Here is a 15,542-nt window from a genome sequence, read left to right as displayed (position 1 = left end):
TTATGGAGAGAGACTATTCTGATAAAACAATTATCACTATTCAGAATTAACTGCTTTTGAATTTAACGATCATTCTTTAGCATTCTACCGCGCGCATTTAAGATGTCAGCAGTTTTGACAGGATTTAATGAGGCGCCAGAATTTGCGTTAAATGCAAAGGCGAATAGTCCGAAACTTAAGAGAAATTTCTGGGGGGCTGGCAAGGTGACCGTACTAATGGGTGGTAGTCTTTTTCCTAAAATAGTGCAGGGAGTACGGGCCCTACTTGTAAACAGGCCAGTAATAACTAGTATAGCAACCAGTAAGGAAATGTCTGTGCCTGTGTTGCCATAACCGTGTTCAAACCACACTTAATCTCACGAATTGTGACGTTAGCCACGTTTGAACCACTACACATCAGGCAGAGCAGCACCAGCAGCGACAAGATGAAAACGGGATTTACCATGCAGTGTGGCAGCAACAAGCCAGGGGCGGTAGCGTTCCTTAAATCGTTTGTTGTTGATTTAGCAGGAATTAATCACCGTTTAGCCTTAATAAAGCGTCACCAACCACTATCTTGCCGGACATTGATGAACGTTGCTGTGAACCCGGAATCGATTGATTGCTTATTCGTGAGTCAACAGTCAAGCGAATAATCATGTTAAGAAACGTCCTGGGCTTCAGGGATAATAAAATAAAAGAGTCAAACATGCGCGATAATGAAATTACTTTTAAAAGCTTATTTACTAAATTGTTGTTGGCGTTTTCAGATTTAATTTGTTTTAACGCAGCGTTATTCATCGCGTTGTCGTTAATAAATATGCTGCCGGTCGATCCTCTGGCAAATATTAGCGAAAAAGATTTGAATCTGAAAATTCTGACTCACATCTGTCTGTCAGTGATTTGTATTGGTTGGTTCTGGGTCCGCCTGCGTCATTTCACCTACCGCAAGCCGTTCTGGTTCGAGCTCAAGGAAATATTACGTACGGTCTTTATTTTTGCCATCATCGACCTGTCGATTTCCGCTCTGTCAAAATGGGAAATGTCTCGCTACGTCTGGTTAGTCACCTGGCTGCTGGTGCTGATTATGCTGCCACTGGGCCGCGCCATTACCAAACGCGTGCTTAACCATTACAAGCTGTGGAAGAAAGACACCATCATTATTGGCAGCGGCAAAAACGCCCGCGAAGCTTTCCTCGCGCTGCAAAGCGAAGAGGTGATGGGCTTCAACGTTATCGCTTTCTACGATGTTGACGAATCGTCTGAAGAGACCATGCTGTGCGGCGCGCCAATTCTGAAGAATGAAGATGCATTGTGGCAGCGTGTTAATGGCGAAACGCAGTTTATCGTTGCGGTTGAATATGAGCAGAGTCAGTACAGTGATATCTGGCTGAAGACGCTGGCCAAACATAACTGTCGTTCAGTATCGGTGATTCCTTCGCTGCGCGGCGTACCGCTTTACGGCACAGACATGGCTTATATCTTTAGCCATGAAGTGATGATTCTGCGTGTGAACAACAACCTGGCAAAACGCACCTCGCGTTTCGTTAAGCGCGTTTTCGATATCGTTGGTGCGCTGGCGATCATGACCATGCTGATGCCTGCGCTCGCCGTACTGATTTTCCTGGTTTCTCGCGATGGCGGCGCACCAATCTACGGTCACGAACGCGTTGGTCTCAATGGTCGTAAGTTTAAGTGTCTTAAGTTCCGCTCGATGGTGGTGAACTCGAAAGAGGTGCTGGAAGAGGTGCTGCGCACCGATCCGGTCGCCCGCGCCGAATGGGATAAAGACTTCAAACTGAAAAACGATCCGCGTATCACTAAAGTCGGTCACTTTATTCGCAAAACCAGCCTCGATGAATTGCCGCAACTGTGGAACGTGGTGCGTGGCGAAATGAGCCTGGTGGGTCCGCGTCCGGTGATTGAAGATGAGCTGAGTCGTTATGCGGGTGATGTCGATTACTACTACATGGCCAAACCGGGTATGACCGGCCTGTGGCAGGTAAGCGGCCGTAATGATGTTGATTACGAAACCCGCGTCTACTTCGATTCATGGTATGTGAAGAACTGGTCCTTATGGAATGACATCGCCATCCTGTTCAAAACGGTCGGTGTGGTTCTTAAGCGAGACGGCGCGTATTAAACGCAACGGAAAGGCGTTGTTTACAACGCCTTAATGCACGCGAAGGTGGCAGACGTAAGCCGTGTTGGGAATGTCTTTGGCAGGAGCTGGAGTTCTCGGAATACCGAAAAGACATTATTTTCTCACAAACTAAAAATAATGTGCTCTTATAGTGTCGGCATTTTCCGTGACGACAATGTAAAAAAGCCAGGGAGCGAATGATAATGACCCACTTTTTCAGGGTATGAGTGGATAAGCATACTCATTTGACGCTAACACAGCGGCGTTCTCGCCACTATCAATCAAATTACTGATAGCGATGATTCTAGATGATTACAATCAAAACTAAATTGATACCTCTTTTGGTATCCGCCACTTTTTTGTCAGGGTGCACAATCGAACCAGGTCAGCACCTTTCAACCAGTGGTAAAGATGTCATACAGCAGCAAGACAGCAACTTCGATATTGATAAATACGTTAACGTCTTTCCGATGACACCGCGTCTGGTGGAATCTATGCGTCCACGTCCAGTGGTTGCGCAAAACAATCCCGGCCTGCAGCTGGAACTTCAGAACTACGAATATCGCATTGGTGTGGGCGACGTGATCAACGTTACCGTCTGGGATCACCCAGAGTTAACCACGCCAGCAGGTCAGTATCGTAGCGCCAGCGACACCGGCAACTGGGTACACGCTGACGGCACTATTTTCTATCCTTACATCGGCAAAGTTCGCGTGATGGGTCGTACCGTGACCGACGTGCGTACAGAAATCGCCCGTCGCCTGGCCCAGTTCATCGAAAGCCCACAGGTTGATGTCAGCCTGGCGTCGTTCCGTTCGCAGAAAGCCTACGTGACCGGTTCCGTGACCACCTCTGGTCAGCAACCGATCACTAACGTGCCGTTGACCGTTCTGGACGCCGTTAACGCCGCTGGCGGCCTGGCCGCTGATGCTGACTGGCGTAACGTGATTCTGACCCATAACGGTCAGGAGCAGCGTATTTCGCTGCAGGCGCTGATGCAAAATGGTGATCTGAGCCAGAACCACCTGCTCTATAACGGCGACATTCTGTTTGTTCCACGTAACGATGACCTGAAAATCTTCGTCATGGGTGAAGTGAAGCAGCAGACCACCCTGAAGATGGATCGCAGCGGCATGACGCTGGCAGAAGCACTTGGTAGCGCGCAGGGCATCGATCAGACCTTAGCTGACGCCACCGGCGTATTTGTTATCCGTCCGATTAAAGGCAGCAACCGCACCAAAATCGCCAACATCTATCAGTTGAATACCAAAGATGCCGCCGCGATGGTCATGGGCACCGAGTTCCAGCTGGAGCCGTATGACATCGTTTATGTTACCTCAACACCTCTGACTCGTTGGAACCGCGTGATTTCGCAGCTTCTGCCGACCATCTCTGGCGTTGATGACATTACGTCGAGCATCAGTCGTATCCGCACCTACTGATAAGCGGGTTGTAACGATGATTAACTCTGTCCTCGTAGTTTGCGTTGGCAACATCTGCCGTTCACCGACTGCTGAACGGCTGTTAAAGCGGGCGTTACCGGATAAAAAGATCGTTTCAGCGGGCCTCAGCGCGCTGAAAGGTCATGCCGCTGACGCCACCGCCTCCGATGTTGCTGAAGAAAATGGCCTGTCGCTGGCAGGCCATGAAGCGCAGCAGCTGACCTCGAGTCTGTGCCGCCAGTTCGATCTCATCCTGGTAATGGAAAAAGATCAGATTGAACAGGTGAATCGGATCGATCCGGCCGCACGTGGCAAGACGATGCTGATGGGGCACTGGCTCAACCAGCGAGAAATCGCCGATCCCTTTCGCAAAAGCCGGGAGGCTTTTGTTGCGGTCTATGAATTACTGGACAACGCTACCCAGAAATGGGTGAACGTATTAAGCCGATAGCTGAGATTATCCATGAAAACAAAAAATAAGGTTTTGAGTGCGCCGAAAGAGGAATCGGGTGGATTAGATCTGGCGCACCTTGTGGGACAACTGATTGACCATCGCTGGGTAATAGTGGCCGTTACGGCTTTCTTTATGCTGATGGGTACCCTTTACAGCCTGTTCGCAACGCCAATCTATAATGCCGATGCGCTGGTACAGGTAGAAAGCAAAAACGCCAATACCGTACTGAACGACCTGCAGTCAATGCTGCCTGATTCACAGCCGCTCTCCGCAACCGAAGTGGAAATTATCAACTCACGTATGGTGATTGGTAAAACGGTCAAAGATTTAGGTCTGGATACCATGATCGAGCAGGAATATCTGCCGGTGATTGGCAAAGGCCTGGCACGACTGATGGGTAACAAACCTGCACAGATCGCGATTTCTCGTTTCGATCTGCCACGCAGCTTTGAACCGCGTGCAGTGAAAGTAGAAGTAGAAGGCCCGGACAGCTACAGCGTCTCTTTCAACGGTGATGAACTGTTCAAAGGTAAAGTTGGCCAGCTGGAGCAGCACGGTGATGTCACCATGCTGGTCAGCGATATCAAAGCGGAAGAGGGCACCAGCTTCAAGGTGACCAAGCTGACTAACCTGCAGGCGATTAAAATGATCACCAGCAACCTGTCTGTAGCCGATAAAGGTAAAGACACTGGCGTGCTGGGACTGAGCTACACCGGTGAAGACCCGGTATTAATCAGTAACGTACTGCAGAGTATCGTTGAAAACTATCTGCTGCAGAACGTACAGCGTAAATCAGAAGAAGCGCAGAAGAGCCTTGAGTTCCTGCAGGTTCAGGTGCCGGCCGTTCGTGCCAAACTGGACGCAGCAGAAGACAAGCTGAATCAGTATCGCCGTCAGAATGACTCGGTTGATATGTCACTGGAAGCGAAAGCGGCGCTGGACTCTTCCGTGAGCGTGCAGACGCAGCTGAATGAACTGACCTTCCGTGAAGCTGAAGTTTCACAGCTCTATACCAAAGATCACCCAACCTACCGTGCGCTGCTGGAAAAACGTCAGACGCTGGTTGATGAGCAGAAGAAGCTGAATACACGTATTTCGCAGATGCCAAAAACGCAGCAGGAAATTTTACGCCTGACGCGTGACGCGCAGTCTGAACAGGAAATCTACGTTCAGTTACTGAATCGTCAGCAAGAGCTGAACATCAGCAAAGCCTCAACCGTGGGTGATGTGCGTATCATCGACAGCGCAGAAACGGCGGGAATGCCTATTGCGCCGAAGAAATCGCTGATCATTCTTGCCAGCCTGCTGGCCGGTCTGGTGCTTTCCGTTGGCCTGGTGCTGTTGAAAGCGATGTTCCATCACGGCATTGAAAACCCTGAGCAGCTGGAAGAGCTGGGCATGAACGTCTATGCCAGCGTACCGCTCTCCGAATGGCAGCGTAAGAAAGATACTGAAGCGCTGGCGCGCGGTGGCAGCAAAGTTAAAGCCGATCCGCACAACACGCTGTTGGCGCTGGGTAACCCGACTGACCTGACCATCGAATCAATTCGTAGCCTGCGTACCAGCCTGCACTTTGCGATGATGGAAGCGAAGAACAACATCCTGATGATCACCGGCGCTAGCCCGGGCATCGGTAAAACCTTTATCTGTTCTAACCTGGCGGCGCTGATTGCTAAAGCGGGACAGAAAGTGTTGTTTATCGATGGCGATATGCGTCGTGGTTATACCCACGAACTGTTGGGCGCAGAGAACAAGCAGGGCCTGTCCAGCGTGCTTTCTGGCCAGACACCGTTTACCCCTGCGTTGATTCAGCGCGGCGAATACGGTTTTGACTTCCTGCCACGCGGTCAGGTTCCACCAAACCCATCAGAGCTGTTAATGCATCGTCGTATGCAGGAACTGCTGGAATGGGCGAGCGAGAACTACGATCTGGTGCTGATCGATACGCCACCAATCCTCGCGGTAACCGATGCGTCAATTATCGGTAAGCTGGCCGGTACCTCGCTGATGGTGGCGCGTTTTGAAGGCAACACCACTAAAGAGCTGGATGTCAGCTACAAGCGCTTTGCACAGAATGGCATTGAAATTAAAGGTGTGATTCTTAACGCAGTGGTGCGTAAAGCGTCTAACGCTTACGGCCATGGTTACGACTATTACGATTACAGCTACAAAAACGCTAAAAGCTAAAAACTGCACAGGGAACCTTTTCTGCCGCTGGCGGGCAGGTTCCCTCTGTTTTTGCACGTGCGTTATGTAACCCTTTTATTTTGACGTTAAAAAGGTGCCAGGCAATGAAGGATATCCGCTTTTCAATCGTAATCCCGGCGTACAACGCCTCTGAATCGATTATTACCACGCTTGACTGCGTGGCGGCGCAAACCTACCGCAACTTTGAAGTCATCATCATTGATGACAAATCGAATGATGCTGAAGCGCTGGCGGCAGTGGTGCAGGGCGAACGTTATCGTGACCTGAACATCAACCTGGTGTTATCCCAGGAGAAACTCAACGGTGCAGGTGCGCGTAACAAAGGCATCGATTTAGCCACCGGTGATTTCATTAGCTTTCTCGACGCAGACGACGAGTGGCGCGCTGACAAACTGATGATTGCGGCAAAGAAAATCGAAGAACTGGAAGCGCAGGGCAAAAGTCGCTACGTGATTTTTAGCCAGGTGAACATTATCCAGGACGGCAGCTTTCTTAAGGTGATGCCGATGCAGCCGGTGGCCAAAGGCGAAACCGTGGCAGAGTATCTGTTTGGCTGTTACGGCTTTATCCAGACCAGCACCATCGTGCTGAAACGCGAATACGCCGCTGAGATTAAGTTTGATACGCGCTATGTGCGCCATCAGGATTATGATTTCTGCATTCGTGCCGATCGCCTTGGCTTTGAATTTTTCATGATTGACCAGCCGCTGACTAACTATCATCTCATCACCACCTTTGGCTCCAAACACAAAGGAGAATCCGTTAAGTATTCTCATTTCTGGCTGGACAGCATGAAGCCACACCTGACACAGCGCGATATTCATACGTATAAAGCCTATAAATTACCGTTGAGATACAAAATGGATGGCAAGTCGCTGCTCGCCAGCGTCAGTTTTGCTCGCTATTTCTTCTTAACGAATAAAGATAACCGTACCTATTTTATCAATCGCCTGAAAGATAAGGTTAAAGGGCGTTTTGCCGGGAAATAAGGTTATCGCTAAAAATATATAGCCAACATAGTTGGTGTTGCCGTTCGACGAGACGGGAAGCGAACCCGGCTAACGGGCGACCGTATCGTTGTGGCAGCATCAGTTATAACGGGTAACCATCCGGTGGGAAAGTGAATGGCGATTTATTGGATTATTAGCTACACGATTTTAGTTTTTTGTGTGTTTGAACTGGCAGCAATAAACCAGCTTCGGGAAGTAAAAACGCGCTCCATGGTGAACTACCTGTTTTTTATTTTCACCGTGTTGCTGATCTGTTTTGCCGGTATGCGCGGACCTGGCAGCGGTATCGATGACTGGCAATATCTGGGCTTCTTTCACGATCTTGCTAATCAGGTGCATATCAGTGATTTCTCAACCGTCGCCCAGATTTATCGTTATGAGAATTTCTTTACCTTATTAGCAGGCCTGTTATCGCTCTTTACTAAAGAGAGTTACTATTTTCTGCTGTTCGTGGCGATCGTTGCCGTCAGCACGAATGCCTGGTGTTATAAAAAATATTCGCCGTTGATTCTCTGTTCATTGTGCCTCTATTCAACGCACCTGTTCATCAACAAAGACATGAACCAGATTCGATTCGGACTCTGTAGCGCGTTTGCTATCGCCAGCATTCTGCTGGCAGTGAATCGCAAATTTATCTGGTCAGCGGTGATGCTGGTGCTGAGCACCCAGTCTCACTCCACCGGTTATGCGCTGGTGATGGTGATTCCGTTTCTGTTTCTGCCGCAGCGTAAATATTGGCCGTTGCTGATGGTGTTCCTGGCAATTCCACTTGGCTTTATTGGTGGTAAAAAGCTCTTTCTTGATTCGCTGGGGATTGTGCCGGTGGTGGGCGACCGTGCCACCAGTTACGTCGGTACGACCTTTGATAACAATTCACCGGTTATCAGCCTCGCTAACCTGAAAAACATCGCCTTCATTGTGTTTTTTATGGTGGTGTACTGGGGTAAAAACGCGATACAGAAAGAAGATCGGCTGCCGTATCTGCTGTTGATCGCCTACGCCATTGGTGCGGCGGTGCGTATGGTGTTCTCCGACTTCGCCATTCTGGGCGGCAGGGTAGGTAACCTGTTTCTGCATGCGGAACCGTTGCTGCTCGCCCTGTTGATGATGCGAATACGCAATCTTGCGCTCAACGTAGCGCTACTCAGCGGCATGGCAACCTACTACTTAGCATACAACACCATTCTCTCGCCGCAGTCGGTCACCGGCTGGAGTTTAGCCGCGGTGTATCGCCTCTTCTGATTTCAATTGCTCCGTTTACGGAGCAATTTTTTTGGCACTCTTTTAATTCAGGTACTCAGATGAACAATCACGTTGGTACAGTTGGCATTATCATCCCAATGTACAATGCGCGGCAGACCATCCTGCGCGCGGTACAATCCGTCATTGATCAAACTTATCCGGACTGGCACATCTATCTGGTGAATGATAAATCGACCGATGATTCGCTGGCCTTCGTGCGCGAACACTGTCAGGACGCGCGCATCACCATTCTCGATAACGACGTCAATATGGGCGCGGCAGAAACCCGCAACGTTGGCCTGCGTGCGGCGACAGAAGAGATCATCGCCTTTCTCGACAGCGACGATGAGTGGCACAAAGATAAGCTGGCGCTGCAGACGGCGGCCATCGCTGCCGGTGACGACTTTGTGATTTCGCATTATCACTACAAAACCAAAAGCGCCGATCACGATATTACCTGGTCAAAGCCTTACCTGCAGCAGGACAGCTTTGTGAAGAAGCAGTATCGCGTCTGTTTCTCTTCGGTCTGCTTTCGCCGGCCGCCACAGGGCATTTTCTTCCAGCGCAAAGGTCACGAAGACTTCCTGTTTTTGTATGAGCTGTTTACCCGCTACAAACAGGTACGCGTGATTGAAAAGATCCTCGTGAACTATTACGAACTGGGCGATTCCCTGTCGCGTAATAAAAATAAAGCCGCGAAATGGCATCTGGAACTATTAAGAATTATCTATAAAAACAACCCGTTAAAAGTATATTACTATTACGTCTGGTATATGGTTAACGGCGTACTGTTCACGTTGAAGCATCGGTAAATTTTTGTGGGCCGGTAACGGCCTTCTTTGTTTTTGAACGCAATTGAGGTGGACAGAGTAACGATGAAAAGAGTCGTGCTGGTCATTAAAGACGCTTATTCCTACGCAGGCACAGAAAATATCTGTAACTTCATGTCAGAGTGCCTTGGCGAAGCGCATCAGGTTTCCATCTATTCTCTGGAAGGCAGCGGAAAGACCTTTTATCCGTTTAGTCAGGTTAAAGAGATCGTGAGCTTTGAGGGACAATCTAATCCGATCAAAGCGGCGGTTCAGCGTATTCAGCAGCAGGATTTTGATGCCATTTTCCTGATCAGCATGGGACGCCTTAGCGTGATGTTTGCGCTGTGGAGCATGCTGTCACTGAAGAAAAAACGCGCTAAAACCTACGCCTGCGAACATATCGCCATCAAATCATTCAGCAAGCCGATTCAGTGCCTGAAATACCTGATGTTGCGCTACTACGATCAAGTCATCGTACTGACCGATAAAGATCATCAGGTGTTCTCCAACTGGCATATCAGCAGTACCGCTATCCCTAATCCGGTGGTATATAAAAACTATCAGCGCACCCAGCGTCATCGCCAGGCGCTGGCGGTAGGCCGACTGGATCACCAGAAAGGCTTCGATCTGCTGCTCGACGTCTGGCAGGGCTTTGTCAGCACCAATCCGGAATGGAAACTGGTGATTGCCGGTGATGGCGAGCTACGTCAGACGCTGGAACAGCAGGCGAAAATGCTGGGCATCAGCAACAGCGTGAACTTTGTCGGCAAGGTGTCCAATATCAATGATTACTATCGCGACAGCGACATGGCGCTGATGACCTCGCGCTACGAAGGCTTGCCGCTGGTGCTGCTGGAAGCAAAATCCTGGTCACTGCCGGTGGTTGCCTACGACTGTCCGACTGGCCCGCAGGAAATCATCAACGACCAGCAGGATGGTTTCCTGGTGGCGATGAACGACAAGCAGACTTTTATCGAAAAAATGAATCAACTGGCCCACGATGACGCGCTCTTCTATGCCATGAGCGCCAATACTCAGGCCACCGCGCTGAAGTTCGACGGCGCAACCATTAAGCAGCGTTGGCTGTCATTGGTGTAAACCCCTCTGGGAAACTGTTTCTCGCCTGCTAATGGGTAAAATTGACCACGGGATTGAACGAATGAAAAGAAGAGAAGTATTGCAAACAGCGGTGTCATCAATTGTAGCCGCCGTTTCCGTCAGCACGTTCTCCAGCTATGCCGCGAAGAGTGGCTCCGGCACGTTAAACCTGAAAGACGTGAATCCAAAAGATATTCCGCCAGCGGATGTACCCATTTTGACGCCGGAAAACGTCTATACCATGCCACCGCAGTTCTGGCACAACTTCCAGGGCAAACTGTGGATTGGCAAAGCGGGCGTGGATCCGACCAAAAGTGGCAATACCATTCCGGTTTTCCTGCGTAATGCCGACGGCAAAGTCTCTGAAATTCAGCAGCCCATTACGCTGAATCGCGGCAATTTCGATCAGTTCATTGCGGATAACGCGGCGTTGATCGCCAACCCGTCCCATTCGATGGCGGTCTATGATGACAACGGCGAGCAGCTGTTCTTTATGCCTGATGTCTCTCGTCCGAACAGTGCTGACTTTAGCCAGCGTCTGGCGCAGCCAACGGGCTATCAGCTGATCGGGGAGATTCCCTCGGTTGATCAGCTGCGTAAAACACGCCCACTGTTTGAAGGCGCCAAAATCAAGCTGAAAAGCTGGCATGAAGGCCTGGAAGTCGGCGGCGGCGAGTTTGTTGGCAGCTTTACCGCGGCTAAAGACAACGGCGGCGTAATCTTCAGCAGCGGCAGCGATTTCCACTGGCGTCGTGTGGTGGAAGATTATAACCGCCTGACGTTGTTTGATTTCGGTGCGATTGCTGACGGTGAAACCGATACGGCGCCGATCATCATGGCGATGTATCAGTGGTCACAGGACGCTAACCAGCAGATCTGCGTGCAGTTTCCCGCAGGTAAGTTCTTTGTGTCCGGCTGTGATTTCGGTGAGAAAGAGACCGGCTTTTTCCGGGTGTCTGGCGCCATGGTCAACTTTGGTTACTTCCCGGCAACGACCATTGTGTCGGATGGCAAATCGGCGTTTATCTTTAAGGTGAACGCACGCCGCGTCGAGTTGAGTAGCCTGGTGTTTGATGGTCAGGTGAACAAAAACCCTAACAAACAGGGCTTTTTCGAAAATACCTGTGCCGGCGGTCAGTTCTTCCGTGGAGCCTGCCTGCGTTTCAATTTTGTTGGCGGCACCGCGCTAAGCATGCTGGATACGCTCGACTGCAAAATTGACCAGTGGTACGCCTCGCGCTGTACCGGCGACGTGATCAAATCTGCCTGGTCTGGCAGAAAGCAGGGCAGTTGGGACCACAGTACCGCCATTGAACTCTCTAACTTCAATGCCCAAAACTGCAGCGGCGGTATGGTGCTAAACCTGCCGCGTGCAACCCAGTCAATTATCCATAATGGCTGGATTGAGCATACTGAAAATCCGGGCGATATTTCTAATGGCCAGTGGATCATTGATGCGCTGAGTATGGAAGGTTGTAAAAACCCTCTGCTGGCGCATCATTCACGCCTGAATACGCGCCAGACCAACCTGCAGGTTGGCAGCAAAATTGATAACTCACACACCGGCGAAGAGTGGCTGAGCGCATGGGAACGAGGGTCCACACGCGTTGAATCCTACGGTGTTGCCGTTGATGGCAGCATGAAATATAACTATCTGACCTCGCGTTTTCGCATCGAAAACAACTCAAATCAGGAAAAATGGTTTGAGCTGGGTAATCTGTATAGCCCGGATGTCGGCGACTGTTGGGAGATTGAGATTTTCGGTCAATCCTCTTACAACAAAGGCACTGACCAACAGGTGTTGAGCGATATTACCGGCGGTAAAACCACCGGTGGCAAAGCGATCATCAGCCTGCAGCGCAAAACGCAGAAGGCAGAAGCGAGTTGGCATGCTGAAGGCGTCAGCCCGATTGTCGATGTGATGGTCGATGCACCTTATGACACCGATGCGCGTGTCTTCATCAAACTCGCTGGCTGGCTCGCTTCCGCCGGTGTGCTAATGAAAACCACGGCGAAAGATCGCTTTATGGTTGGCCGCTGTGCCCGTTTTGACAGCACGATGAAGTTTGTCAGTCAGCCTGCCGGTGCCAGCACCCACAAAGCCCTGCAGCGCTTTTCCGTCCACAACGGTAAAGCAGGTTTTGGCGCGAATGAGCAAGGCGATGTGCTGATGGAGTCGCGTGCCCTTCGTCCTGAACAGGTTAATACCGATAAAGTCGAAGGCTACATCTCCGTTGTCATTAATGGTAAGCAGGTTGCGATGCCTTATTACGCGATTAAATAACCACTCGGCTTTATGGCCCGGTAGCCCTTAAGCTGCCGGGCTGTGGCTCAAAAACCTCCTCTCACAGCATTATCTTGATCGTGTGTAAAGCAGGGATCGGCTGACTTAAATTTTAACCGAGTAAAACGCATGAATATTCCACAAAAGAAACTTGATATTATTTGTCCTGTTTATAACAAACAGGATTTGGTGAAAGACTTTATACGATCGGCAATGGTGCTACCTGCTGATAAAGTGAATATCATTTTGGTCAATGATGGTTCCACTGATGACAGTGCAAATAGCATTCAGACCAAAATTACCGAACTGGCCGTCGATAATTTTTATCTGATTAATAAGATAAATGGCGGTGTCTCTTCCGCTCGTAATGAAGGGCTGAAGCATGCTTCGTCCGATTACGTCTGGTTCTGCGATCCGGATGACTTGATCCTGCCCGACGCTGCTAAGGCAGTCAATGAGCTGGGAACGCTGGATGCTGAAATGTTAGTGTTTCCTTATCGACTGTTTTTTACCTGGGAAAATCGTGCCGAAGAGAAAAAATTCTCGCCGACTGGCCAGATGAGCAGCGCACAGTTTTTGCAGGATTTTAACTATTTTGGCAATAATAACTGTCTGAATACCGTATGGAACCGCTTTTTCAAACGCAGTGCCATTGGCGAATTTCGCTTTGATGAAACCATGCATCATTCAGAAGATCGCTGTTTTGTACTTGATGTGCTGAGTCGCGATCCAAAAGTGCATATGGGCACCTGGTCTATTTATCAGCATAATCGCTATCTATCCGATACGCTGAGTACGGTAGAATCACCGGGCAAAATCGCCGATATGACCAAGGCTAATTTAAAAAACATTGCCAGCCTCGATAAAGTTAAAAATACGCGGCCAGAAAAGAAACATCATATTAACGCGATGACCGTAAAAAGAATAAAGCTGAAAGAAAAAAACGTTTATAAATATTATGTTAATGAGCATAAAAAACTCAATATTCCTGTTTTTCCGTTAACGTCTGTAAAAGAATCACTCCTGTACATTTTACTCGTTACTCATACCTACGGTTTATTTAACCAGATTACCAGGAAGTAAAAATGTACAAAAAAATTGATATGCGCTACCGCAATGCTATCTGGATGGCGCTTGAAAAAATCATCTCGATAGCGGGCGTTTTTATCGTTACCGCCGCCATGGCGAAATACATTGGGCCCTATTACTACGGCGTGCTTTCGCTGGCAACCACCTCTTTTTCGATGATCTACATCATTTCATCAATGGGCGTGGATCCGTTAGTTTTGAAGAAGGGCAGTTACAATGCCCGTCAGGGAGAAATGCGCTCTATATTAATGTGCATCATCCGTACCACGGTCTTTACGGTACTTTCCCTGCTGTTCATTATTTGGTGCTGGCTTGACGGAAAAATCCACGATCGCGTGGAAATGGGCCTTTTTCTGGCGGTAATGATTTCCCAGCTACTATTGTCTGTTGATTTTATTGCAATTATCAACAACTATATGCTGCGCTCCAAGCTTAATACCATCAGTAATATTGCTGGCCTGGTCACCGCGCTGGTGCTGCGTCTGGTGTTTGTTGAACTCAAGCTGCATGTGCTTTGGTTCGCTATTCCGCTAATCATTAGCCCATTGATTGCCGTAACCATAAAATACCTGACGTTCAGCCGCATTAACAAAATGTCCAGTGTCTTTGCTTCCATGCGGGCGAAGAAAATTAAAGCGCTGGTTGGCACTGCTGTCCCATTTGCCGTCTCCAGCGTGGCTGCCAACATCTACAATAAAATCCCCATGATGATCATTGCCAGCGTGATGGGCTATGCCTGGTCAGGGATCTACGCCTGCGCCCTGATTATCGCCAGTACCTGGTCATTCATGCCAACCGCACTGATTTCATCTTTCATTCCGCGTTTCTATCAGATCAACAATCTGAAGAAGAATGAAGATTACATCTCTCTGTTGGTGACCATGATTTTACTGGTATGTACCACTATTTCGGTCGCTATCTGGCTGATTTCGCCTTACCTGATTGATATTTTGTATGGTGCGAAATACCGTGATGCAGTAAGCATTGTGCCAATTATCCTGGCATCAACCACCTTAGGAATGTGCGGCTCCGCGGTTTATCACATTCTTATCAAAACCAAAGGCTACTCTTTCATCATGAAAAAAATGGTCGCCTCGGCGATTCTGAGTGTGCCTTTGACCTGGTTCATGACCATTCATTATGGTATTGAAGGGGCGGTAATGAGTCTGCTGCTGATTGAAATACTGAACCTGACGGTTTTCAACTTCATGTATAAGAAAACCAAGGTAGCGCGCATTTTACTTAACAGCCTGTCACCTGCGCAGATTAAAAACCTGAAAAATATTTAATCTAATAATGCGCTTTAGCAAGCCAGTTGCATACGGAGATGCGCTGGCTTGCTGCTTTCAGGTGTGGCAATAATCTGAATCTTATTGGCATTCGAGACTTTCAACGCTTTCCGATTCTTTCTGCCGGTAATAGCTATTATGATTGCTATCCCTACCGGCACGATGAACGCTTACTATTTTTAATCAAATCTTCTGGCATCTGATAAGTGTGGTTTTTATTTCCAATGATTAAAAATACACGGCTGCCGTTTTTGTTGAAATAAAAGCGGCCAGTGAAAAATAGAGTTCATTTTAAGTGAGACGCAAATATCAAAAAATAGCTTTGATTACTTAGTGTTCTCCTATTTAGGTAGGGATGAATTTGAGAAAATTCTTATGATTGAGTTGTTAGTGTTTCATGCTATTTAATCTACACTGTCACCAACTTTGACCGTATCCAGGACAGTGGATGAAAAGCCGGATATACAGGCGCAGGACGTGTTTGAGCCAGGC

Annotated in this window: 11 protein-coding genes; all 11 read left to right on the top strand. The window is 48.8% G+C overall.

What is annotated here, in order from left to right:
- Positions 1–688 precede the first annotated feature (688 nt).
- The 11 genes from wbaP (at position 689) to EM595_RS11715 (ending at position 15,050) form a co-directional block, all read left to right on the top strand.
- Positions 689–2,122 carry an undecaprenyl-phosphate galactose phosphotransferase WbaP gene (gene wbaP, locus EM595_RS11765; protein WP_067432103.1) on the top strand — a complete coding sequence of 478 codons (1,434 nt, stop codon included), beginning with the start codon at positions 689–691 and terminating at the stop codon, positions 2,120–2,122.
- Between the two features lie 308 nt (positions 2,123–2,430).
- Positions 2,431–3,564, top strand: a complete 1,134-nt coding sequence (locus EM595_RS11760) for a polysaccharide export protein (RefSeq protein ID WP_067432097.1) — start codon at positions 2,431–2,433, stop codon at positions 3,562–3,564.
- Between the two features lie 16 nt (positions 3,565–3,580).
- Entirely contained in the window at positions 3,581–4,015 is a 435-nt protein-coding gene (locus tag EM595_RS11755) for an arsenate reductase/protein-tyrosine-phosphatase family protein (RefSeq protein ID WP_067432096.1), read from the top strand.
- Positions 4,016–4,027: 12 nt separating this feature from the next.
- Positions 4,028–6,205 (top strand): tyrosine-protein kinase Wzc, encoded by a 2,178-nt coding sequence (gene wzc, locus EM595_RS11750; protein WP_067432095.1) that lies wholly within the window; start codon positions 4,028–4,030, stop codon positions 6,203–6,205.
- 104 nt (positions 6,206–6,309) lie between these two features.
- Positions 6,310–7,215 (top strand): glycosyltransferase family 2 protein, encoded by a 906-nt coding sequence (locus EM595_RS11745; RefSeq protein ID WP_067432092.1) that lies wholly within the window; start codon positions 6,310–6,312, stop codon positions 7,213–7,215.
- Between the two features lie 135 nt (positions 7,216–7,350).
- Positions 7,351–8,478, top strand: a complete 1,128-nt coding sequence (locus tag EM595_RS11740) for an EpsG family protein (protein WP_067432089.1) — start codon at positions 7,351–7,353, stop codon at positions 8,476–8,478.
- A 59-nt stretch (positions 8,479–8,537) separates the two neighbouring features.
- Positions 8,538–9,290, top strand: coding sequence for a glycosyltransferase family 2 protein (locus EM595_RS11735; RefSeq protein ID WP_067432087.1), 753 nt, complete (start codon positions 8,538–8,540; stop codon positions 9,288–9,290).
- Positions 9,291–9,353: 63 nt separating this feature from the next.
- Positions 9,354–10,388, top strand: coding sequence for a glycosyltransferase (locus EM595_RS11730; RefSeq protein ID WP_067432086.1), 1,035 nt, complete (start codon positions 9,354–9,356; stop codon positions 10,386–10,388).
- A 61-nt stretch (positions 10,389–10,449) separates the two neighbouring features.
- Positions 10,450–12,672 (top strand): phage tailspike protein, encoded by a 2,223-nt coding sequence (locus tag EM595_RS11725; protein ID WP_067432085.1) that lies wholly within the window; start codon positions 10,450–10,452, stop codon positions 12,670–12,672.
- A gap of 129 nt (positions 12,673–12,801) precedes the next feature.
- Positions 12,802–13,755 (top strand): glycosyltransferase family 2 protein, encoded by a 954-nt coding sequence (locus tag EM595_RS11720; RefSeq protein ID WP_067432084.1) that lies wholly within the window; start codon positions 12,802–12,804, stop codon positions 13,753–13,755.
- Between the two features lie 2 nt (positions 13,756–13,757).
- The gene (locus EM595_RS11715) at positions 13,758–15,050 is read left to right on the top strand and encodes an oligosaccharide flippase family protein (protein ID WP_067432082.1); all 1,293 of its coding nucleotides are present in this window, start codon (positions 13,758–13,760) and stop codon (positions 15,048–15,050) included.
- Positions 15,051–15,542 lie beyond the last annotated feature (492 nt).

Origin of the sequence: Duffyella gerundensis (assembly GCF_001517405.1) — a bacterium.
GTDB classification, from domain to species: domain Bacteria; phylum Pseudomonadota; class Gammaproteobacteria; order Enterobacterales; family Enterobacteriaceae; genus Duffyella; species Duffyella gerundensis.
The sequence above is the reverse complement of the archived record's forward strand: the minus strand, read 5'-3'. Positions and strand labels throughout refer to the sequence as shown.